This window comes from Streptomyces sp. NPDC088254, assembly GCF_044740925.1.
In the GTDB taxonomy this organism is placed as follows: domain Bacteria; phylum Actinomycetota; class Actinomycetes; order Streptomycetales; family Streptomycetaceae; genus Streptomyces.
This window is the reverse complement of the sequence record NZ_JBIURQ010000007.1, coordinates 436,619-457,586: the sequence shown is the minus strand read 5'-3', so window position 1 is coordinate 457,586 and position 20,968 is coordinate 436,619. Positions and strand designations below refer to the sequence as shown.

General features: G+C 73.5%; 18 protein-coding genes. 8 read left to right on the top strand and 10 right to left on the bottom strand.

Annotation, left to right across the window (positions count from 1 at the left end; translation table 11 throughout):
- Positions 1 to 7: 7 nt before the first annotated feature.
- Positions 8 to 1,036 (bottom strand): methyltransferase, encoded by a 1,029-nt coding sequence (locus ACIOC0_RS22680; RefSeq protein WP_402157071.1) that lies wholly within the window; start codon positions 1,034 to 1,036, stop codon positions 8 to 10.
- Positions 1,037 to 1,080: 44 nt separating this feature from the next.
- Entirely contained in the window at positions 1,081 to 2,229 is a 1,149-nt protein-coding gene (locus tag ACIOC0_RS22675; RefSeq protein WP_402157069.1) for a nitrous oxide reductase family maturation protein NosD, read from the bottom strand.
- Positions 2,230 to 2,408: 179 nt separating this feature from the next.
- Between ACIOC0_RS22675 and ACIOC0_RS22670 the strand changes: the two genes are divergently transcribed.
- On the top strand, positions 2,409 to 2,711 hold the full coding sequence (locus ACIOC0_RS22670) for a DUF3040 domain-containing protein (RefSeq protein ID WP_402157067.1): 303 nt from the start codon (positions 2,409 to 2,411) through the stop codon (positions 2,709 to 2,711).
- A gap of 66 nt (positions 2,712 to 2,777) precedes the next feature.
- On the opposite strand, the gene ACIOC0_RS22665 is transcribed toward ACIOC0_RS22670, so the two are convergent.
- Positions 2,778 to 3,347 (bottom strand): haloacid dehalogenase, encoded by a 570-nt coding sequence (locus tag ACIOC0_RS22665; protein WP_402157066.1) that lies wholly within the window; start codon positions 3,345 to 3,347, stop codon positions 2,778 to 2,780.
- Positions 3,348 to 3,454: 107 nt separating this feature from the next.
- On the opposite strand from ACIOC0_RS22665, the gene ACIOC0_RS22660 reads away from it, so the two are divergent.
- The 3 genes from ACIOC0_RS22660 (at position 3,455) to ACIOC0_RS22650 (ending at position 6,257) form a co-directional block, all read left to right on the top strand.
- Entirely contained in the window at positions 3,455 to 4,243 is a 789-nt protein-coding gene (locus ACIOC0_RS22660) for a polysaccharide deacetylase family protein (RefSeq protein WP_402157064.1), read from the top strand.
- A 154-nt stretch (positions 4,244 to 4,397) separates the two neighbouring features.
- Positions 4,398 to 4,850: an SRPBCC family protein gene (locus ACIOC0_RS22655; RefSeq protein ID WP_402157062.1), complete on the top strand. Its 453-nt coding sequence runs from the start codon at positions 4,398 to 4,400 to the stop codon at positions 4,848 to 4,850.
- Between the two features lie 63 nt (positions 4,851 to 4,913).
- Positions 4,914 to 6,257 (top strand): lanthionine synthetase LanC family protein, encoded by a 1,344-nt coding sequence (locus ACIOC0_RS22650; protein ID WP_402157060.1) that lies wholly within the window; start codon positions 4,914 to 4,916, stop codon positions 6,255 to 6,257.
- On the opposite strand, the gene ACIOC0_RS22645 is transcribed toward ACIOC0_RS22650, so the two are convergent.
- The 4 genes from ACIOC0_RS22645 to ACIOC0_RS22630 form a co-directional block, all read right to left on the bottom strand.
- Positions 6,209 to 7,360 carry an XdhC family protein gene (locus tag ACIOC0_RS22645; protein WP_402157059.1) on the bottom strand — a complete coding sequence of 384 codons (1,152 nt, stop codon included), beginning with the start codon at positions 7,358 to 7,360 and terminating at the stop codon, positions 6,209 to 6,211. The genes ACIOC0_RS22650 and ACIOC0_RS22645 overlap by 49 nt on opposite strands.
- A gap of 113 nt (positions 7,361 to 7,473) precedes the next feature.
- Positions 7,474 to 9,876: a xanthine dehydrogenase family protein molybdopterin-binding subunit gene (locus tag ACIOC0_RS22640; RefSeq protein WP_402157056.1), complete on the bottom strand. Its 2,403-nt coding sequence runs from the start codon at positions 9,874 to 9,876 to the stop codon at positions 7,474 to 7,476.
- A gap of 2 nt (positions 9,877 to 9,878) precedes the next feature.
- Complete coding sequence (locus tag ACIOC0_RS22635) at positions 9,879 to 10,412, bottom strand: (2Fe-2S)-binding protein (protein WP_402157054.1); 534 nt, start codon at positions 10,410 to 10,412, stop codon at positions 9,879 to 9,881.
- Entirely contained in the window at positions 10,412 to 11,302 is an 891-nt protein-coding gene (locus ACIOC0_RS22630) for an FAD binding domain-containing protein (protein WP_402157053.1), read from the bottom strand. Before ACIOC0_RS22630 ends, ACIOC0_RS22635 begins: the two co-directional genes overlap by 1 nt.
- A gap of 386 nt (positions 11,303 to 11,688) precedes the next feature.
- Between ACIOC0_RS22630 and ACIOC0_RS22625 the strand changes: the two genes are divergently transcribed.
- Together ACIOC0_RS22625 and ACIOC0_RS22620 are read left to right on the top strand one after the other, a co-directional pair.
- Complete coding sequence (locus ACIOC0_RS22625; RefSeq protein ID WP_402157051.1) at positions 11,689 to 13,797, top strand: PucR family transcriptional regulator; 2,109 nt, start codon at positions 11,689 to 11,691, stop codon at positions 13,795 to 13,797.
- Between the two features lie 164 nt (positions 13,798 to 13,961).
- Entirely contained in the window at positions 13,962 to 14,720 is a 759-nt protein-coding gene (locus ACIOC0_RS22620) for a hypothetical protein (RefSeq protein WP_352247222.1), read from the top strand.
- 260 nt (positions 14,721 to 14,980) lie between these two features.
- Here the strand turns inward: ACIOC0_RS22620 and ACIOC0_RS22615 are convergent, their stop codons facing one another.
- Entirely contained in the window at positions 14,981 to 15,862 is an 882-nt protein-coding gene (locus tag ACIOC0_RS22615) for a GntR family transcriptional regulator (protein ID WP_402157050.1), read from the bottom strand.
- A gap of 159 nt (positions 15,863 to 16,021) precedes the next feature.
- Here ACIOC0_RS22615 and ACIOC0_RS22610 point away from each other — a divergent pair, with 159 nt between their 5' ends.
- Both ACIOC0_RS22610 and ACIOC0_RS22605 read left to right on the top strand, forming a co-directional pair.
- Positions 16,022 to 16,879, top strand: coding sequence for a (2Fe-2S)-binding protein (locus tag ACIOC0_RS22610; protein WP_402157049.1), 858 nt, complete (start codon positions 16,022 to 16,024; stop codon positions 16,877 to 16,879).
- Between the two features lie 245 nt (positions 16,880 to 17,124).
- Complete coding sequence (locus ACIOC0_RS22605) at positions 17,125 to 18,174, top strand: DUF2637 domain-containing protein (RefSeq protein ID WP_352247225.1); 1,050 nt, start codon at positions 17,125 to 17,127, stop codon at positions 18,172 to 18,174.
- A gap of 100 nt (positions 18,175 to 18,274) precedes the next feature.
- Here the strand turns inward: ACIOC0_RS22605 and ACIOC0_RS22600 are convergent, their stop codons facing one another.
- Both ACIOC0_RS22600 and ACIOC0_RS22595 read right to left on the bottom strand, forming a co-directional pair.
- Entirely contained in the window at positions 18,275 to 18,766 is a 492-nt protein-coding gene (locus tag ACIOC0_RS22600) for an ATP-binding protein (RefSeq protein ID WP_402157048.1), read from the bottom strand.
- A 425-nt stretch (positions 18,767 to 19,191) separates the two neighbouring features.
- Entirely contained in the window at positions 19,192 to 20,934 is a 1,743-nt protein-coding gene (locus ACIOC0_RS22595; RefSeq protein WP_402157046.1) for a pyruvate dehydrogenase, read from the bottom strand.
- Positions 20,935 to 20,968 lie beyond the last annotated feature (34 nt).

The following is a 20,968-nucleotide window of genomic DNA, read 5'->3' as shown; positions in this document are numbered from 1 at the left end:
AGGGTCGTCAGGCGGGGACGGTGCAGTCGAAGGCGTGCAGGTAGGGGTTGACCGGGCGGATGTCCTCGACGACGAGGCCGCCCGCGGTCAGCCGGCGGACCATGCTGTCGGTGGTGTGCTTCGCGCCGCCGACGTTGAGGAGCAGCAGCAGGTCCATCGCGGTGCTGAACCGCATGGAGGGGGTGTCGTCGACGAGGTTCTCGATGACGACGACCCGCGTCCCGGGGCCGCCCGCCTCGCGCACGTTGCGCAGGGTGCGGGCGGTGCTCTCGTCGTCCCACTCCAGGATGTTCTTGATGATGTAGACGTCCGCCCGGACCGGGACGGCGACCCGGCAGTCGCCGGGGACGACCTTCACCCGCTCGGCGAGCGCGCCGCCGGGGCGCAGCCGGGGGTCGGCGTTCTCCACCACGCGCGGCAGGTCGAGCAGGGTGCCGTGCAGGGCCGGGTACTTCTCCAGCAGGCTGGCCACCACGTGCCCCTGGCCGCCGCCGATGTCGGCGACGGAGGAACTCCCCGACAGATCCAGGAAGTCGGCGACGTCCTGGGCGGACTGGGCGCTGGAGGTGGTCATGGCGCGGTTGAAGACGAGGGCCGACTCGGGGGCGTCCTCGTTGAGGTACTGGAAGAACTCCTTGCCGTACAGGTCCTCGACGACGTTGCGGCCGGTGCGGACCGCCTCGTCGAGCCGGGGCCACGCGTCCCACGTCCACGGCTCGGTGCACCACAGGGTGATGTAGCGCAGGCTGTGCGGGTCGTCCTCGCGCAGCAGCCGGGACATGTCGGTGTGCGCGAAGGCTCCGTCCGGCTGCTCGGCGAAGACGCCGTAGCAGGACAGGGCCCGCAACAGCCGTCGCAGCGGCTGGGGTTCGGTCTTCACCGCGGCGGCGAGGTCCTCCACGGACACCGGGGAGTCGCCCACGGCGTCGGCGACTCCCAGCCGGGCGGCGGTGCGCAGGGCGGCGGCACAGGCCGCCCCGAACACCAGCTCCCTCAGCCGCATGGACGGCGGTGGAGCAGTCTCTGCGGTCGTCATGTGCCGCCTTCCTTCTCTCTGTGAACCCTGCGGACTCCCGGTGCTCAGCACAGGCCGGCGGGCCGGGAGGAGCGGCAGGTGTTGTTCTCGAACTTGTTCCCGACGCCGGCGGTGTCGGTGTTGACGAGGTCGGCCGGGGAGTTGTCGCTCAGCGTGTTGCCGGTGACGCGGTTGCGGTCGCTGGTGGCGCCCACGAAGCTCTTGAACACGACGATGCCGCCGGACAGCGGGGAGGTGCCGGCGTGACCGGTGATCCGGTTCCGGGTCACCTCGGTGTCCTCGGCGCCGGTGAGCACGATGCCGGAGCCCTGGAGGGCGTCGAGCCGCGCGGTCTTCGGGCAGGACTTGTTGTTGTGCTCGACGCGGTTCTCGCGCACGCTCAGCGCGCCGGTCTTCGGCTTGTTCTCGTCGCCGACGACGAAGACGCCGGCGCAGTTGTCGATGACGAGGTTGCGCGCGACGGTGAGGTTGCGCAGGCGCCGGACCGTGACGCCGATCCGGTTGTCCTCCAGCCGGTTGCGCTCGACCAGGGTTCCCTGGGTGTCCGAGGCGCCCTTCTCGGCGGTGATGGTGTTGGCGAGGAACAGGCCGGCGTCGCCGTTGCCCCGGGCGGTGTTGCGCCGGTAGACGCTGCGGACGGAGCCCTCCTCGGCGATGCCCCACACGCCGTTCTTCTCGGCGGTCACGTTCCGCACGGTCAGCCCGTCGGTGGCCGCGGCCGACACGCCGGACTTGGCGAAGCCGCTCACCTTGAGGGAGGCGACGGTGACGCCCTTGAGCGGCTTCTTCGAAGTCCCCTCCACACAGATGCCGTTGCCGGCCGCGGCACAGGTGACGACGGCCTTCGGCGCGACCGGCTTGGCCGGCTTGGCGGGGGCGGGCTTGGCCGGCTTGGCGGGGGCGGGCTTGGCGGGCTTGGCGGGGGCCGGTTTCACCGGGGCCGGCTTGATCACCGTGTCGCGTCCGACGCCGCGCAGGGTGATGCCGGGGGTGGTGATCCTTACGCTCTCCCTGAAGGTGCCGCGGGTGAGCTGGACGGTGTCGCCGGGCCGGGCGGCGTCCACCGCCTTCTGGACCGACTGCCCGGGACGGACCACGTGGGTCGTGTGGCCCGCGGCGGGCGAGGCGGCGCCGAGTCCGGTGCCGACGATCGCCGCGGTGCACGCCAGATACAGAACATGGCATTTCGTCATATGTGGGACGATATGCCCGCCCTTCTCGGGGCAGGCCGGGATGGGCCATCCGATGGCGTGTCACACGAGTGCCGACCGCCCCCGGAGCGCCGCCCCGCCGGTGACCGGCACCACCGTTAGTTCGGCGTGAGGCCGGGCACCTGGAAGTGGTCAGTGTCGGCCCGGGTGATGGAGGAACAGTGGCGACTGGCCGGCTTTCCGATGACGAGCGTCGCATCCTGGCGGAGATGGAGCGGGCCCTGCGCCGCGACCGCCGCCTCGACAGGCGACTGAGCACCCTGCACTGGCGTCCCGGGCTCTCCCGGATGACGTCCTACACCCCCCATCCCCTCACGGTCGCGCTGCTGCTCGCCGTGTCCATAGGCCTGATGGTCACCGGCGTCACCACCGCGCAGCCGCCCGCGATCTGGGCGTTCGCGGCGCTGTGGCCGCTCACGCTGTACGCGCTGTTCCGCCTGGCGTACCGGCGCGCGCAGACCTGACCGACCCCGGACCCGGCCTCCGGGCGGCCGCACCCGCCCGCGACCGCTCCCCCGTCCCCGCACACCTCAACCGGCCCCGTCCACCGGCCGGTAGGCCGCCACGATCGCCCGCTCGTCCACCAGGACGTGCTGGCGCGGCGGCCCGGACAGCAGCCCGCGCACGGCCGTGAGCAGGTCGGGCGCGACATGCTCCGCACCGGCGGTCTCCTCGGGCCGCACGCCCGGCCCGGGGACGAGGATGCCGTGGGCGCCCGCCCGGCGCGCGCCCTCGACGCACTCCCGGCTCGCGCCGACGACGGCGATCCGCTCGGGCGGCGTGCACGACCTGCCCGCCGCCCACAGCACCGGCCCGGACTCCCCGCGGTCGCCGTCGCGTTCGGAGGCGTGCGGGCGGACCGCACGGACGTCGAACGGGCCGAGGAGTTCGTCGATCCGCTCGTCCACGCGACGCCGTTCCGCCTCGGACGGCCCGCCCCGACGGCGCGTCAGCACACCGGTGCGGACACCACGGGAGCGCAGCAGGGCGAGCGCCTCGCGGGCGCCGGGCACGGGCCGGATCCGGTCGGGGTCATCGGCGTCGCCGCCCTCGACGAGGATGCCGTCCTGGTCGACGAGGACGAGGCGAACGCTGCTCAAGGCGTTGTGAGTGGTCACCCCACCCGGGTGCCAACTGATCCACACCTCAAACACGCAGCCCGCATCACCGCAGGTCAGAGGCTATACGCACTGTATATAGTCCCGCCATGCGAACTCAGATCGAGAAGACGCGGAAAACGGCGCCCCGGTTCCGCGCGGCCAGGATCGGGGCGCTCGCCGCCTGCCTCTCCCTCGCCCTGACCGGCTGCGCCGGCATGGACACCACCGCGCCCAGCGCCGTCCGCGCGCACGGCGGGCCCACCGCCCAGGCGGCCCGCCTCGGCCCGGTCGACTGCGGCGAGGTGAAGTGCATAGCGCTCACCTTCGACGCGGGCCCGAGCGAGAACTCCGCACGGCTGCTGGACATCCTCAAGGACAGACAGGTGCCGGCGACGTTCTTCCTGCTCGGCGAGCGGCACATCACCGCATATCCACAGCTCGTCAGACGCATGGCCGACGAGGGGCACGAGGTCGCCAGCCACACCTGGGACCACCGGATCCTCACGGAGCTCACGCCCGAGGAGATACGCGCCGAACTGGAGCGCCCCAACGCGGAGATACAGCGCCTCACCGGACGACGGCCCACGCTGATGCGTCCGCCGCAGGGCCGTACGAACGACACCGTGCACGAGATATGCCGTGAGCTGGGCATCGCGGAGGTGCTGTGGACGGTGACCGCGAAGGACTACACGACGGAGGACCCCGAGCTGATCCAGCGTCGCGTCCTCGACCAGGCTGAGCGGGACGGGATCATCCTGCTGCACGACATCTACGCGGGGACCGTGCCGGCGGTGCCGGGGATCATCGACGCGCTGAAGGACCGGGGGTACGTGTTCGTGACGGTGCCGCAGCTGCTCGCGCCCGGGAAGGCGGAGCCGGGGAAGGTCTACCGGTGACCCGGACGGCGCACGCTCCCTGCGGCCCGGTCGTGCGCACACCCGTGCGGAGAATCGTTTCGCGTGCGGCGGCGCGGAAAGCCGGGACCGGTCCGAGCGTGTGACCCGGCGGGGATGTCTGCGCGTGGCGGCTCGCACTGCCTACGATCACCGTGTGGTCACCTTCGAGTTGGAACGCACGGCGCCCCTCAGCCTCGACGAGGCGTGGCGCCGCCTCACCGCGTGGCCCCGGCACGGTGACGTGGTCCCGTTGACGCGCGTCACCGTGGTCACCCCCGGGCCGACCCGCGAGGGCACGGTGTTCGTCGCCCGGTCCGGGGTGCGGCCGCTCGTCTTCGACGACCGTATGGAGGTCACCGTCTGGCGTCCGCCGACCACCGACGCGGACGGGGACGGGCCGGGGCTGTGCAGGCTGGAGAAACGCGGCCGGATCGTGCTGGGGTGGGCGGAGATCGAGGTGCGGCCGGGGCCGGGCGGGCGCGCCCGGGTCGTCTGGCGCGAGGAGCTGCGGGTGCGCTTCCTGCCGTCGCTGTTCGACCCGCTGCTGCGGGTCTCGGCCCGCACCCTGTTCGGCCGCGCCGCCAACCACCTCCTGCGCCGCCCCTGACCGGTGACCTGACCTGCCAACGACCCCCTGGGCAGCGGCCGTTGCCCATGACAGGGTGAGCACATGACGACGGCGGACGAAGAGTCGGCCCCCACGGCGGACAGGTCCGGCGGGCTGGGCGAGGTCGAGGCACTGGCCGCGGAGGGGCTGCGCTGGCTGCTCGGGGTGGCCCGGGAGACGGAGGGCGGGGGGCTGGGCTGGCCCGCCCGGCCCTCGGACGCCGCGCTCGAAGCGGAGCTGTACGGCGGGACGGCCGGGATCGTGCCCACCCTGCTGGAGGCGCGTCGGCACTTCGGGGACGACTCCTACGGCGACGCGGCCCTGCGCGCGGCGCGCCATCTCGCGGTCGCCGCCGAGGAGGCCGAGGACGACTCCCTGTACTTCGGCCGCACCGGCATGGCGCTCGCCCTGCGGGCCGTCCAGCGCGAGCTGGATGACGACGCGGCCGGCGCCGCCGCCGACCGGGCGCTGGAGCGGGTGCGCTCCCGCTTCGACGGGACGCGCTGGGGCGAGCTGTTCGAGCTGATGGGCGGCAACGCGGGCATCGGCCTGGGCGCGCTCGCGGCGGGGGACGAGGAACTGGCCGTCCTCGCGCTGGAGCCGTACACGCGCACGGCGGAGGAGACGGAGACGGGCGTCACCTGGGCGCACGCGCACCGCCCGGGCTTGGTGCCCCGGCTGCACCACATCTCGCACGGCTCGCTCGGCATCGTGTACGCGCTCGCCGCCGTCGGCGGGGCGGCCGGCCGCGCGGACTTCCTGGCGCCGGCGCGGGCCGGGGCCGCGAACGTGACGGCCCGTGACGAGGCCGGCCCGGACGGCTTCCTCGTCGCCCACTCCGATCCGCAGTACCGGCCCGACCTGGTGGAGCGGCACAGCTACGGCTGGTGCCACGGCCCGGCGGGCGACGCGCAGGTCTTCCGGCTGCTGCGGGACGTGCTGGCCGAGCCCGGCTGGCAGGACCTGGCCGACCGCTGCTGGCACACGGTGACGCACTCAGGTCTCCCCCGGCGGCTGCGGCCGGGCTTCTGGGACAACAACGCGCGCTGCTGCGGCACGGCGGGCGTGCTGGCGCTGGCCTGCGACCGGATGGCAGAGCAGGCGGACCCCCCGGACTTCGCGGACGTGCTGGTGGCCGACCTCGTCGCCCGCGCCACCCGCGACGCGGACGGGGCCCGCTGGTCGAACGTCGAGCACCGGGCCACGCCGAGCGTGCTGGAACCGGCCACCGGCTGGGCCGCGGGCGCCGCGGGCATCGTGCGCGAGCTGCTGCGCTTCACCCGGGTGAGCGGGAAGGGCGACCCCGACTACGCGTTCGTCTGGCCGGACCAGCCGGCGGTGCGCCCGCCCGGGGCCGTTCAGGCGACGGAGCCGATCCTCCCGGCGGGCCCGGGCGCGCCGTCGTGATGGATGGGGGTGTGCGCGCCGGCCAGGGGGACGCCGCTGCCGCCCCGCCGGTCGGCGACGATCTCCGCGGCGATGGACAGCGCGGTCTCCTCGGGAGTGCGGGCGCCCAGGTCGAGGCCGATGGGTGAGCGCAGCCGCGCCAGCTCCAGTTCGGTGACGCCCACGTCGCGCAGCCGGGCGGCGCGGTCGAGGTGCGTGCGGCGGGAGCCCATGGCGCCGACGTAGGCGACGGGCAGCCGCAGCGCCAGCCGGAGCAGCGGGACGTCGAACTTGGCGTCGTGGGTGAGGACGCACAGCACGGTGCGGCCGTCCACGCGGGTGCGCTCCAGATAGCGGTGCGGCCATTCGACGGCGATCTCGTCGGCCTCGGGGAAGCGCTCCCGGGTCGCGAAGACCGCGCGGGCGTCGCACACGGTGACGTGGTAGCCGAGGAACTTCCCGACGCGCACCAGCGCCGCCGCGAAGTCGATCGCGCCGAAGACGATCATGCGGGGCGGCGGGGCCGAGGACTCGACGAGGACGGTGAGCGGGGCCCCGCAGCGGGAGCCCTGCGCGCCGATCTCCAGGGCGCCGGTGCGGCCCGCGTCGAGGAAGGCGCCCGCCTCGGCGGCGATCGTGCGGTCCAGTTCGGGGTGGCCGCCGAAGCCGCCCTCGTGGGAGCCGTCGGGCCGGACGAGCAGGGCGCGTCCGACGAGGTCCGTGGGGCCCGACACGATCCGGGCGAGCGCCGCCGTCGCGCCGCTCGCGGCGGCGGCGAGCGCGGCCGCGATCACCGGGCGGCCGGGGTCGGCGGCCCGTATCGGGGTGACGAGGACGTCGATGACTCCGCCGCAGGTCAGGCCGATGGCGAAGGCGTCGTCGTCGCTGTGGCTGAACCGTTCGAGGACGGGTTCGCCGTCCTGGAGGGCCTGCCGGCACAGGTCGTAGACGGCGCTCTCCACGCAGCCGCCGGAGACCGAGCCGACCGCCGTGCCGTCGGCGTCCACCGCGAGGGCCGCGCCGGGCCGGCGGGGCGCGCTCCCGTTGACGGCGACCACGGTGGCGACGGCGAAGTCACGGCCCTGCCCGACCCACCGGTCGAGTTCCTCGGCGATGTCCAGCATCTCTGGAGTCTCCTTGCTGTGCGCTCCTGGGACGGGTTCCCGCACGGACGGCCGGTGCACGCCCGGACGGCCACCGATCGTGCGCAGGCCCGGTGACCCGCGGGAGCGCACGCTCAGCGGGGGTGCTGTTCCTGTGCCGTGCCCGTGAGGTGTTCCGGACGGACGGGTGTCCGGTTCAGTTCCAGGCCCGTCGCGTCGCGGACGGCCGCGAGGACCGCCGGGGTCGAGGACAGGGTGGGGGCCTCCCCGATGCCGCGCAGGCCGTACGGGGCGTGGGTGTCGGCGAGTTCGAGGACGTCGACGGGGATGGTCGGGGTGTCGAGGATGGTGGGGATCAGGTAGTCCGTGAAGGAGGGGTTGCGCACCTTCGCGGTCTTCGGGTCGACGACGATCTCCTCCATGACGGCGATGCCGAGGCCCTGGGTGGTGCCGCCCTGGATCTGGCCCAGCACGGACAGCGGGTTGAGGGCCTTGCCGACGTCCTGGGCGCAGGCCAGTTCGACGACCTTCACCATGCCCAGCTCGGTGTCGACCTCGACGACGGCGCGGTGCGCGGCGAAGGAGTACTGGACGTGCCCGTTGCCCTGGCCGGTGCGCGGGTCGAACGGCTCGGTGGGCCGGTGCCGCCACTCCCGTTCGACCTCGACGGCCTCGTCGCCGAGCACGTCCACCAGATCGGCGAGGGCCTCGCCGCCGTCGGTGACGACCTTGCCGCCCTCCAGGAGGAGTTCGGCGGTGGCCCAGGCCGGGTGGTGGGCGCCGAACTTGCGGCGCCCGATCTCCAGCACCTTCTCACGCACCAGCTCGCAGGCGTTCTTCACGGCCCCGCCGGTGACGTACGTCTGCCGTGAGGCGGAGGTGGAGCCGGCGCTGCCGACCCGGGTGTCGGCCGGGTCGATCGTCACCCGGGCGACGCCCAGCTCGGTGCGGGCGATCTGGGCGTGTACGGTGACTCCGCCCTGGCCGACCTCGGCCATGGCCGTGTGCACGATGGCGACCGCCTCACCGGCGACCACCTCCATGCGCACCCGGGCCGTCGAGTAGTCGTCGAAGCCCTCGGAGAAGCCGACGTTCTTGATCCCGACCGCGTAGCCGACCCCGCGGACGACGCCTTCGCCGTGCGTGGTGTTGGACAGGCCGCCGGGCAGCTGCCGCACGTCGGCGCCCTCGCTGCTCTCCCACTGACGCTCGGGCGGCATCGGCATCGCCTTGACCCGGCGCAGGAGTTCGGCGACGGGGGCGGGAGAGTCCACCGGCTGGCCCGTCGGCATGATCGAGCCCTGTTCCATCGCGTTCAGCTGCCGGAACTCCACCGGATCCAGGCCGAGTTCCCTGGCCAGCTTGTCCATCTGCGCCTCGTAGGCGAAGCAGGCCTGGACCGCGCCGAAGCCGCGCATCGCCCCGCAGGGCGGGTTGTTGGTGTAGAGGGCGATCGCCTCGATGTCGACGTCGTCGACGACGTACGGGCCGACGCCGAGCGAGGAGGCGTTCCCAACGACGGCCGGGCTGGCGGAGGCGTACGCGCCGCCGTCGAGGACGATGCGGCACTTGACGTGGGTGAGCTTGCCGTCGCGGGTGGCGCCGTGCTCGTAGGACAGCTTGGCGGGGTGGCGGTGGACGTGCCCGAAGAACGACTCGAACCGGTTGTAGACGATCTTGACGGGTTTGCCGGTGCGCAGGGCGAGCAGGCAGGCGTGGATCTGCATCGACAGGTCCTCGCGCCCACCGAACGCGCCGCCGACGCCGGCCAGCGTCATCCGCACCTTCTCCGGCGGGAGGCCGAGCACGGGGGCCATCTGCCGGAGGTCGCTGTGCAGCCACTGGGTGGCGATGTAGAGGTGGACGCCGCCGTCCTCCTCGGGCACGGCGAGCCCGGACTCGGGGCCGAGGAAGGCCTGGTCCTGCATGCCGAAGGTGTACTCGCCGCGGACGACGACGTCGGCCCCGCGCGCGGCGGCCGCCGCGTCGCCGCGGACGATCGGCTGCCGGTGGACGATGTTGGGGTGCGGGACGTGGCCGACGTGGTGGTCGGTGCGGTTCTCGTGGACGAGGACGGCGTCGGGGGCGGTCGCGGAGGCCTCGTCGGTGACGACGGGCAGCTCGCGGTACTCGACCTTGATCTTCGCGGCGGCGCGGCGGGCGGTCTCCGGGTGGTCGGCGGCGACGATGGCGACCGGCTCGCCGTGGTGGCGGACCTTGCCGTGGGCGAGGACCGGGGTGTCCTGGATCTCCAGGCCGTAGTGGCGCACCTCGGTGGGCAGGTCGTCGTACGTCATCACGGCGTACACGCCCGGGGTGGCGAGGGCCTCGGCGGTGTCGAGGGAGACGATCTCGGCGTGGGCGACGGTGGAGCGCAGGATCTGGCCCCACAGCATGTCCTCGTGCCACAGGTCGGAGGAGTACGCGAACTCTCCGGTGACCTTGAGGACGCCGTCGGGGCGCAGCGTGGACTCGCCGACGCCGCCCTTGGCCTGCGTGCCCTGGGTGATCCTGGCGGGGGCTCCGTTCGTAGGCATGGTCAGCCCGCCTCCTGCTGCCGGGCGGCCGCGAGCCGGACCGCGTCCATGATCTTCTCGTAGCCGGTGCAGCGGCACAGGTTGCCCGAGAGCGCCTCGCGGATGTCCGCGTCGGAGGGGTCGGGGTCGCGTTCCAGCATCTCGTCGGCGGCGATCAGCAGGCCGGGCGTGCAGAAGCCGCACTGGACGGCTCCGGCGTCGATGAACGCCTGCTGCACGGGCGAGAGTTCGGTCTCGTCCCCGGGGTGGGCGGCGGTGCCCTCGGCGTCCGCGCCGTGCGCGCGCTGCCGGGCGTACCGCGCGAGCCCTTCGACGGTGACGATCTCACGTCCCTCGGCCTGGCCGGCGGCGACGAGGCACGCGCAGACCGGGACGCCGTCGAGGCGGACCGTGCACGAGCCGCACTCGCCCTGCTCGCAGGCGTTCTTGGAGCCGGGCAGCCCGAGCCGCTCGCGCAGCACGTACAGCAGGGACTCGCCCTCCCATACGTCGTCGGCCTCCTGCGGACGGCCGTTGACGGTGAAGTGGACGCGCATCAGGCGGCTCCCTCGCTCGGGCGGCGACCGCCGCGGTAGGACTCCCAGGTCCAGGTCAACGTGCGGCGGGCCATGACGCCGACGGCGTGGCGGCGGTAGCTCGCGGTGCCCCGTACGTCGTCGATGGGGTTGCAGGCGGCGGCGCACAGGTCGGCGAACCGCTTGGCGACGGCAGGGGGGACGATCTTCCCGTTGTCCCAGAAACCGCCCTCGTCGAGCGCCGCGTTCAGGAACTCCTCGGCGGTCTCGGCCCGGACGGGGGTCGGCGCGGCGGAGCCGATGCCGGTGCGCACAGTGCGCGAGGACGGGTGCAGGGCGAGGCCGAACGCGCAGACCGCGATGACCATGGCGTTGCGGGTGCCGACCTTGGAGAACTGCTGCGGCCCGTCGGCCTTGCGGACGTGCACGGCGCGGATCAGCTCGTCGGGGGCGAGCGCGTTGCGCTTCACGCCGGTGTAGAAGTCGTCGATCGGGATCATGCGGGTGCCGCGCACCGAGACGGCCTCGACCTCGGCGCCGGCCGCGAGGAGGGCGGGGTGGGCGTCGCCGGCCGGGGAGGCGGTGCCGAGATTGCCGCCGACCCCGCCGCGGTTGCGGATCTGGGGGGAGGCGACCGTGTGGGAGGCGAGGGCCAGCCCGGGGAGCTCGGAGCGCAGGTCCTCCATGATCCGGGAGTACGGGACGGAGGCGCCGAGCCGCACGCGGTCCTCGCCGACCTCCCATTCGTACAGGTCCGGGACGCGGCTGAGGTCGAGGAGGTGCTCGGGACGCCGGTGGTCGAAGTTGAGCTCGACCATCACGTCGGTGCCCCCGGCGATCGGCACGGCGGCGGGGTGCTCGGCCTTCGCGGCGAGCGCCTCCTCCCAGCCGGCGGGGCGAAGGAAGTCCATGACCGGCTCTCTTCCACGTCTCGGGATCGGACGGAGTCTCGGGATGGGTCGGATCAAGCCACTGCGCGCTCGGGCGGGCCCGGCTCACACAGGTGCTGTTCACGCCGGGTGGGCTCAGTACACAGCGCCCTACGCCGAGCGGGTCAGTCACCGAAACCATGAAGGAGTTCGCTGGCCAGGGAGGTCATCTTGTAGATTCGTATGAACGGAGGCCCTCCGTAACCTCGGGGCTTTCCGATGGAAACGTACGACACACACTGTGTGACCTGGGGCACAGGCTCTCGTCGATGATCCTTTCGGATTCGGCGCGATCCATCTGCCTCCCGGCGTGTTTTCCATCGTGTTGTCCATCGTGGTTTTCGAGACAAGGAACGGCGGCGACGAGAATGCGGCTGCGCGCACTGCTGGACACCGACGCGCTGGGCCTCAGGCTGCTGGGCGGCGAGGCCGAGCTGGACCGCACGGTGCGCGGTGTGATGACCACCGACCTGCGCGACCCCAGCCGCTACCTCTCCGGCGGTGAGCTGGTGCTGTCCGGTCTGGCCTGGCGGCGGGACGCAGCCGACTCCGATCCTTTCGTACGGATCCTGGTGCAGGCCGGCGTGGCCGCGCTGGCGGCGGGCACGGCAGAACTGGGCGACGTCCCGGAGGACCTGGTGGTGGCCTGCGCCCGCCACCGCCTGCCGCTGTTCGCGGTGCACGAGTCGGTGGCGTTCGCGACGATCACCGAGCATGTGGTGCGGCAGGTGTCCGGGGAGCGGGCCGGGGACCTCGCGGCCGTCGTCGACCGGCACCGCCGGATGATGACCTCCGGTCCGGCGGGCGGCGGACCGGACGTGGTCCTGGACCTGCTCGGCACCGACCTGGACCTGCGCGCCTGGGTGCTCTCACCGACGGGACGGCTGATCGCGGGGGCGAAGGGCGGCGGTGCGACGGTTCGGAGCGGCGGCCCGGCGGGCGAGGCCGGCGGTGGTTCGGGGGCCGGGTCGGGCAGGGGGGCCGTGAGCGGGTCCGGGGTCGTGGCCGGTTCCGGGGCCGTGAGCGGGGGTTCCGCTGTCGTGGCCGGCTCCGGGGCATCGCCCGCCTCGGCGGCCGCGTCCGCCTCTGCGGCCGTGAGTGGTTCCGCGGCGGGTGACCGGGGGGCGTCGTCGGGGTCCGGGACGGGGGCCGTGCCGTCGGCCGAGGTGTGCGCGCGGCTCGCCGGCGAGCATCTGGCGGCCGTCCGCACGGGCCGTCGCGGCCCGCACCGGGTCATCGTCGGCCAGACGACGTACTCGCTCTTCCCGATCCGCAGCGCCGGCCGCCCGCCGCAGTCCGGGCACAGCGCGCAGGCGCAGGGCGACGTGCGCGAGACCGTGCTGTCGGACTGGCTGCTGGCCGTCGAGGCGGACGCCGGGGACTGGGCGGAGGAGCGCCTCGACCTGCTCCAGGGCGTGACCCAGCTGATCGCGGTCGAGCGCGACCGCCGGGACGCGGCGCGCACGGTGCGCCGCCGGCTGGCGCAGGAGGTGCTGGAGCTGGTGCAGACGGGCGCCGCGCCCGCCGAGATCGCGGCCCGGCTGCGGGTGGCGGCCCCGGTGCTGCTCCCGGGGCTGGGCGCGGCCCCGCACTGGCAGGTGGTGGTGGCCCAGGTCGAGTGGAGCGGCGCGGGTGCTCCTGCCGGCGGCGCCGGCGGGACGTACTCGGGCGGTGTGGCGGCGGCCGGCGCGGGTGGGTCTGGCCGGGGCGCGGCTTCGGCGGCCGCTCCCGCCGGCGGCCGTCGCCCGGGCGGCACGAGCGCCTCGCAGACGTCGGGCGCAACCGTCGCCGGGGGCTCCGCCCCGGGTGGGGACGTCGCGGGCGGTCCGGTGGCGCAGGCGCTGCTGGAGGAGATCCTCGTCGACCCGCACGCCACCGGCCCCGAGCCGTCGGACCGCATCGCCGTCGCGCACACCGGCGGCGAGGCCGTCGCCCTCGTCCCGCTCCCGGCGGTCGCCGCGGAGCACGACGGCACGGAGACCGGCGTCATCGCCGAGGCGCTCCTCGCCGCCGTGCGGGAGCCGCTGTCGGCGGGGCTGGGCGACGACGGCCGGATCACGCTGGGCGTCAGCGCGGCGGTGCACTCGGCGGAGGGGCTGCGGGGCGCGCTGGAGGAGGCGCGGCACGCACGCCGGGTGGCGGCGGCCCGCCCCGGCCGGGTGTGCGCGGCGGGACACCAGGAACTGGCCTCGCACGTGCTGCTGCTGCCGTTCGTCCCGGACGACGTACGCCGCGCGTTCACCGCCCGCCTGCTGGACCCCTTGCGCGACTACGACCGCCGGCACCGCGCCGAGCTGATCCCGACGCTGGAGGCGTTCCTGGACTGCGACGGCTCGTGGACCCGGTGCGCGTCCCGACTGCACCTGCACGTCAACACGCTGCGCTACCGCGTCGGCCGGATCGAGCAGTTGACGGGTCGTGACCTGTCGCGCCTGGAGGACAAGCTGGACTTCTTCCTGGCGCTGCGGATGAGCTGACGAATCGGCGTGCGCCGGCCGAAACCCCGACGGCCCGGGGATCCCACGACTTTGTGAAATCCTTCACCCGCCCCCTTGGCCCGGCCCCGCGATCCGTGCTGAGATGCCGCCACCACTCATAGCTCGATGGCGTGCTCGGGGAGGGCAACGTGGCGCACTCCGCCATGTCTGGCAACGGAACGACCGCCGGCGACGATCCGCTCCAGACCGCGGTATGGCGGCTGCGCTCACGCGCCTGCTGGGCCGACGCCGCGGCCCTCCTCCCGGCCGGGACCGCGGCGGGGTCGCTGCAGCGGGCCGCGCTGCTGGTCGAACGGTGTCTCTACACCGAGCAGGGCTGGCAGGAGGCGGAGGACGCGCTGCGTACGGCGGAGGCGCTCGCCCACAGCGACGAGGAGCGGGGGGCGGCGGCTTGTGAACGGGGGCACTTGGCGTACGCGGCGACGGTGCACCGGGTGCGCGACCGGGTCGACGAGGCGCGCGCCGCGCTCGGCCGGGCCGCCGCGCTGATCCCGCCGGGGGCGCCGGGCCGGGCACTGCTGGACTTCCGGCGGGGGCTGCTCGCGGAGAACCTGACCCGTGCACCGCAGGCCGCGCGGGCCGCGTACCGGCGGGCCCACACGGCCGCGGCGGAGCACTCGGACACGCTGCTGCTGTCGTTCACCTGGCGGCACCTCGCGGGTCTGGCCCTGCGGGACGGGGAACTGGCGGAGGCGCGGCGGGGGTTCGCCGAATCGCTGCGGATCAGGGAGGAGCTGGGCTACCTCGTGGGCACGGCGCCGGCACTGGCGTCCCTGGCGGACGCGGAGACGGAACCCGAGGCGTCCCGCCTCCGAGAGGAGGCCCGCCGCCTGCACCGCCTCCTCGGAGGAGTCCCCACCTGGCTGACCCGCCACCTGACCCCACCGGCGGCAACGGCGTGACCGTCCCGCACTCCAAGAGGGCTCACGGCTGAGTTCTCAGCCCGTCCGGCGCTTGAGGACGAGGCCGTTCAGGCCGATCGGGGGTCGGGGGCAGAGCCCCCGAGGCCGGACACCGACGGCCCCGCACCCGGGTGAACGACTCAGGCCGCCCCCGGCACCCCCAGCCCGTCCGGCGCTTGAGGACGAGGCCGTTCAGGCCGAAAGGGGGCTCGGGGGCAGAGCCCCCGAGGTTGTACCCGGCGCCACCCCCGGAGGGACCCTCAGGCCGCGCCACCGAAGTGCTCGCGCACCAGCACCTGCACCACGTCCAACTTCCCCGCCCCCAACGCCTCCAGCAGAGCCACGTGCTCCGCCGCGTCCGCGACGAGGTCCGCCCGTCCCCGCGCCGCGGGCCCGCCGCCGCCCACCAGCGGCCACTGCGACCGCCGATGCAGTTCCTCCGCGACGCCGACCAACTGCTCGTTGCCGCACAGTCCCAGCACCGCCCGGTGGAACGCGCGGTCGGACTCCGCGTACGTCGCACGGCAGCCGGAACCGGCCGCGCGGACGGTCGCCTCGGCGAGAGGGCGCAGTTGGGCCCAGCGTTCGGCGGGGACCGTACGGGCGAGCCGCAGCATGACCGGGATCTCGATCAACGCGCGCACCTCGGCCAGCTCGGCCAGCTCCCGCGCGCCCCGGACGACGACCCGGAACCCCCGGTTCGGCACGACCTCCACCGCGCCTTCCAGCGCGAGCTGCTGCATGGCCTCGCGGACCGGGGTCGCGGAGACCCCGAAGCGCTCGCCGAGGACGGGCGCCGAGTACACCTCGCCCGGCGTGAGCTCCCCGCCGACGAGCGCGGCACGCAGGGCGTCGAGGATCTGCCCGCGCACGGAGGCCCGCTGCACGGCCGGCCTGGGCCGGGGCGGCGCCGCCTCACCATGGGTGTGCTCGCCGCGCACGACGCCGGCACCGGCGTCCCCGCCGTTCCCGGGCCCGAGGCCCGCCGCACCCCTGACCGGCCCGCCGGAGGTCCGCCCCCCGCCACCGCCGACGCTCCCGCCGGGCACCCGCTCGGCCCGCGCCTGCGCCGGCACCCGCGCACCGCCGTCGAGCCCCCGGGGAACCCCCGACCCGGCAAAGCCCTGGGTGCTCCGCTCCACGGGGTCCTCCTGACGGACGTGTCGGTACTTGGGGTCATTACGGCGGCTTGTTACTCGTCCGTCAAGAACCATAGGCGTACCGACCGCCAGTTCAAATCTCCACCCGATTGGGTAAGGTAAGGCTTACCTCTTGACCCCTCGCGATTCGGTGGTTCCGGAATGCCCGTGCCCCCGTCGGCCATGTCCGCCGTGACGGCCGCGTACGCCCGCCTCACCGAAGTCTTCCCCGGCCTCACCGTCACCGAGGTCCCGCAGGGCGATCCGGCCCCGAGCGGCGGCGGCTGGGTCGCCGCGGCCGAGCTCGCGCAGGGCGGGACGGCCCTGGACGCGTTCCTGGCCTGGGACGACGAGCAGGTCACGCGTGACTACGGCCACAGCGCCCGCCCGGACGTCGTCGCGAGCTTCGGACTGCACCGCTACTCCTGGCCCGTCTGCCTGCTGATCACCGTCCCGTGGTTCCTGCACCGCCGCGTGCCCCGCTTCCCCGTGACGCACGTCTCCTACGACCGCACCGGCGCCGGCATGCGGATGGCGGTCCGCGCCCCCGCCTCGTTCGCCTGTCTGCCCGGCGATCCGGCGGCCGCGCTGCCCGGCGCCCGGGTGGTCGCGGACGAGGAGGCGCTGCGCGCGGAGGTCCGGGCGGCGGTGGCCGAGCACCACGAACCGGTCCTCGCCGCGTTCGGACCGCGGGCGCGCCGCCGCGGGCGGGCCCTGTGGGGGATGGTGACGGACGAGATCGTCGAGGGTTTGTGGTGGGTCGCCGAACTGCTCGGCGAGGGCGAGAAGGAGCGGGCGCGGCACGAGCTGGGACTGCTGCTGCCGGGCACGACCCGGCCGTACGTCGGATCGGCGGCGTTCCGTGAACTGGCCGGCCCCGACGGGCGGTCGCTGCCCACCCGGGACCGGGCGAGCTGCTGCATGTTCTACACGGTGCGCCCCGAGGACACCTGCGCGACCTGCCCGCGCACCTGCGACGCGGACCGGATCACCAAACTCACGGCGGCGGGCGTGAGTTGACGCCCGCTCCGCGGCATGATGCCCGACTTCCCCACCCGGCTCGGGAACTATCCGTGGAACCACGCGTACGGGTAGTCTTATTCGAACTCAACTCCTGTCCGCCACGCGGCAGTTCGAGCGGATCGTCGCCCTGGGCATCCCCTTGCACCTCCTTGGCGGCCTCTTGCCCCGAAATCCCCTGAGCGCGGACGGGAGTGGGCCACTATGGCGGGCGTCACGCCCTATCCCAATGCAAGGGACCCCAGATGAGACTGACCGACATATCGCTGAACTGGCTGCTTCCGGGCGCCGTACTGCTCCTGGGCATGCTGGCGGCGGTGGCGGTGCTCGCGCGCGGAAAGCGCTCCTCGGGGGAGAACGCGAGCGCGGACGATTCGTGGGAACGCAGTGAGGAGCGCCGCAGGCGCAAGGAGGCCCTGTACGGGACCGCTTCCTATGTACTGCTGTTCTGCTGCGCGGCGGTGGCCGCCGCGCTCTCCTTCCACGGACTGGTCGGCTTCGGCCGGCAGAATCTCAACCTGTCCGGCGGCTGGGAGTACCTGGTGCCCTTCGGCCTGGACGGGGCGGCGATGTTCTGCTCCGTGCTCGCCGTGCGCGAGGCCAGCCACGGCGACGCGGCCCTCGGCTCCCGGATACTCGTGTGGACGTTCGCCGGCGCCGCCGCCTGGTTCAACTGGGTGCACGCGCCGAGGGGTCTGGGACACGACGGCGCACCGCACTTCTTCGCGGGCATGTCGCTGTCGGCGGCGGTCCTCTTCGACCGGGCGCTGAAGCAGACCCGCCGGGCCGCGCTGCGCGAGCAGGGTCTGGTGCCGCGCCCGCTGCCGCAGATCCGCGTCGTGCGCTGGATGCGGGCCCCGCGCGAGACCTACAGGGCCTGGTCGCTGATGCTGCTGGAGGGCGTGCGCACTCTGGACGAGGCGGTCGACGAGGTGCGTGAGGACAAGCGCCAGAAGGACCAGACCCGCCTGCGCCGCCGCGAGCAACAGCGCGTGGAGCGAGCACAGTTGAAGGCGATCAGCCGGGGGCACCGAGGCTTCCCGGGCCGTGGCGGACGTCAGGGGGAGACACAGGCGACCCTGGAGCGGGCCACCGCCGAGCGCGTCTCCGCGGAGCCTGCCATAGCGAACGCGCCGGAGCAGCTGCCCGTGCGTACGCGGCCCTCCCTGCAGCCCGTCCGCCAGAGTTCTGATCCGATCACCGTCGACCTCACCGCCGAGGACGACACCATGGCGCTGCCGCGTCTGGACTCCCTGGAGCGCAAGCTCAAGGACCTGGAGCAGCAGTTCGGCTGACGCCACGCGGTACCGGGAAGGGGGCGCGACCACAGCGGTCGCGCCCCCTTCCGGTCGTCCGCCGGTCGCCTTCTCACGGCCGTGACGTCGCCGGTCGCGGTCAGGCCGCTCCCGCCGCCAGTTCGAACCAGACCGCCTTGCCGACGCCGTGCGCGCGCACTCCCCACGCGTCCGCGAGGGACTGTACGAGGAGCAGGCCACGCCCGTGCGTGCCGTCGCCGGACGCGGCCGACGGCGGGCGCGGTTGCGGGCGGCGGGCCACGAAGTCCCGTACCTCGACCCGCAGTCCGTCGGGTCCGACGGTGGCCGTCAGGACCGCGTCGTGATCGGTGTGGACGAGCGCGTTGGTCACGAGCTCGCTGGTGAGCAGTTCCGCTATGTCGGAGCGTCCGGGCTTGCCCCAGTGCCGCAGCAGCTCGCGCAGCGCCCGGCGGGTCTCGGGCACGGCCCGTAAGTCGGCCCGCCGGAGTCTGCGCCGCAACTGGGGCGCCCGCGTTCCCCCGTCGCCGCCGTCCGCCTCGTCCTCCCCCGTCCGTGTCGCCGTCGAGGATCCCGCGATCGTCGAACCGCTGCCTCGTGCCTGCCTCTTCATGACCCCCGCCCGCGTGCCGATGTCGGTTTCCCTCCTGCTCGAACACGTTCACGGGGATGCTTGCCCCGCCGACACGGCGGCAGTCATGTCCACGCGTCAACGACCATGTGTTCGGCCAGAGTTGAGCGGGCAACCGGATCAGTTGCCGCCGGGAGCGCCGGGACGTGCCGGCGGACGCCCGACGTCGCGGCGTCACCGTCAGGCCCCCGGAGGGACATCCGGCGAACCGCCGGGCGCTCCGAGGGGGCCGAGACGGCGGCGCGAACACGGCGCGGGGCGGGACGGGCCGTGCGCCCGGCGCGTCACAGGGCGCGGGCGCATCCGGTCCCGCCCGGGGAAAGCGCTGTAGTGCGCGCGGTGAAGTTGGCCTGAATCAGGCGGTCGTCCGGGGGCGCGCCCAGGACCGGGGTCCTGAGCGCGGCCCGTCACGGCCGGGGCACGTTGCGCAGGTTGGACCGTGCCATCTGGAGCATGCGGCCGACGCCGCCGTCCAGGACCATCTTCGACGCGGACAGCGCGAAGCCGGTCACCATCTCGGCGCTGATCTTCGGCGGGATGGACAGCGCGTTGGGGTCGGTGACGATGTCGACGAGGGCCGGCCCCTTGTGCTTGAAGGCCGACTTCAGGGCCCCGGCGAGATCCTTGGGCTTCTCCACGCGCACCCCGTAGGCGCCGCAGGCGCGGGCGACGGCGGCGAAGTCGGGGTTGCGGTTGGCGGTGCCGTACGAGGGCAGACCGGCGACCAGCATCTCCAACTCCACCATGCTCAGCGAGGAGTTGTTGAAGAGGACGACCTTCACGGGCAGGTCGTGCTGGACGAGGGTGAGGAAGTCGCCCATCAGCATGGAGAACCCGCCGTCGCCGGACATCGACACCACCTGCCGCGACCGGTCGGTGAGTTGGGCGCCGATCGCCATGGGCAGCGCGTTCGCCATGGAGCCGTGGGAGAAGGAACCGATGATCCGGCGGCGGCCGTTGGGCGAGATGTAGCGGGCGGCCCAGACGTTGCACATCCCGGTGTCGACGGTGAAGACGGCGTCGTCGTCGGCCATGTCGTCGAGCACGGAGGCCACGTACTCCGGGTGGATCGGGACGTGCTTGTCCACTTTCCTGGTGTACGCCTTGACGACTCCTTCGAGGGCGTCGGCGTGCTTCTTCAGCATCTTGTCGAGGAAGCGCCGGTTGGTCTTCTCCCGCACCCTCGGGATGAGACAGCGCAGCGTCTCCCGTACGTCGCCCCACACGGCGAGATCCAGCTTCGAGCGCCGGCCCAGGTGCTCGGGGCGCACGTCGACCTGCGCGATCTGCACGTCGTCGGGGAGGAAGGCGTTGTACGGGAAGTCCGTGCCGAGGAGGATCAGCAGGTCGCACTCGTGGGTGGCCTCGTAGGCGGCGCCGTAACCGAGGAGCCCGCTCATCCCGACGTCGTAGGGGTTGTCGTACTGGATCCACTCCTTGCCGCGCAGGGCGTGTCCCACCGGGGACTTGACCTTCTCGGCGAACTCCATGACCTCGGCGTGCGCGCCGGCGGTGCCGCTGCCGCAGAACAGGGTGACCTTGTCGGCCGCGTCGATCATGCGGACCAGCCGGTCGATCTCGTCGTCGCCGGGACGGACGGTGGGCCGGCTGGTGACGAGGGCGGTCTCGGCGGCCTTCTCCGGGGCGGGCTCGGAGGCGATGTCGCCGGGCAGCGAGACGACGCTGACGCCGCTGCGCCCGACGGCGTTCTGGATGGCCGTCTGCAGCAGTCTGGGCATCTGCTTCGGGCTGGAGATCAGCTCGCTGTAGTGGCTGCACTCCTGGAAGAGACGGTCGGGGTGGGTCTCCTGGAAGAAGCTCAGGCCGATCTCGCTGGAGGGGATGTGGGAGGCAAGGGCGAGCACGGGCGCCATGGAACGGTGGGCGTCGTAGAGGCCGTTGATGAGATGCAGGTTTCCGGGACCGCAGGAGCCGGCGCACGCCGCGAGCTTCCCGGTGATCTGGGCTTCGGCGCCGGCGGCGAAGGCGGCGGTCTCCTCGTGCCGGACGTGCACCCAGTCGATGGCGGCGTTGCGGCGGACCGCGTCCACCACCGGGTTCAGGCTGTCGCCGACGACGCCGTACAGGCGTTTGACTCCGGCGCGAACGAGGATGTCGACGAACTGCTCGGCAACGTTCTGTTTGGCCATGACGCTCTCATGCCCCTTCGGTCCCCGTACATCG

What these genes read in the sequence shown, in the direction of transcription:
- ACIOC0_RS22680 (WP_402157071.1), bottom strand. Translation starts at nt 1,036, where the DNA reads ATGACGACCGCAGAGACTGCTCCACCGCCGTCCATGCGGCTGAGGGAG.
- ACIOC0_RS22675 (WP_402157069.1), bottom strand. Translation starts at nt 2,229, where the DNA reads ATGACGAAATGCCATGTTCTGTATCTGGCGTGCACCGCGGCGATCGTC.
- ACIOC0_RS22660 (WP_402157064.1), top strand. Translation starts at nt 3,455, where the DNA reads ATGCGAACTCAGATCGAGAAGACGCGGAAAACGGCGCCCCGGTTCCGC.
- ACIOC0_RS22650 (WP_402157060.1), top strand. Translation starts at nt 4,914, where the DNA reads ATGACGACGGCGGACGAAGAGTCGGCCCCCACGGCGGACAGGTCCGGC.
- ACIOC0_RS22645 (WP_402157059.1), bottom strand. Translation starts at nt 7,360, where the DNA reads ATGCTGGACATCGCCGAGGAACTCGACCGGTGGGTCGGGCAGGGCCGT.
- ACIOC0_RS22640 (WP_402157056.1), bottom strand. Translation starts at nt 9,876, where the DNA reads ATGCCTACGAACGGAGCCCCCGCCAGGATCACCCAGGGCACGCAGGCC.
- ACIOC0_RS22635 (WP_402157054.1), bottom strand. Translation starts at nt 10,412, where the DNA reads ATGCGCGTCCACTTCACCGTCAACGGCCGTCCGCAGGAGGCCGACGAC.
- ACIOC0_RS22630 (WP_402157053.1), bottom strand. Translation starts at nt 11,302, where the DNA reads ATGGACTTCCTTCGCCCCGCCGGCTGGGAGGAGGCGCTCGCCGCGAAG.
- ACIOC0_RS22625 (WP_402157051.1), top strand. Translation starts at nt 11,689, where the DNA reads ATGCGGCTGCGCGCACTGCTGGACACCGACGCGCTGGGCCTCAGGCTG.
- ACIOC0_RS22620 (WP_352247222.1), top strand. Translation starts at nt 13,962, where the DNA reads ATGTCTGGCAACGGAACGACCGCCGGCGACGATCCGCTCCAGACCGCG.
- ACIOC0_RS22610 (WP_402157049.1), top strand. Translation starts at nt 16,022, where the DNA reads ATGCCCGTGCCCCCGTCGGCCATGTCCGCCGTGACGGCCGCGTACGCC.
- ACIOC0_RS22605 (WP_352247225.1), top strand. Translation starts at nt 17,125, where the DNA reads ATGAGACTGACCGACATATCGCTGAACTGGCTGCTTCCGGGCGCCGTA.
- ACIOC0_RS22600 (WP_402157048.1), bottom strand. Translation starts at nt 18,766, where the DNA reads ATGAAGAGGCAGGCACGAGGCAGCGGTTCGACGATCGCGGGATCCTCG.
- ACIOC0_RS22595 (WP_402157046.1), bottom strand. Translation starts at nt 20,934, where the DNA reads ATGGCCAAACAGAACGTTGCCGAGCAGTTCGTCGACATCCTCGTTCGC.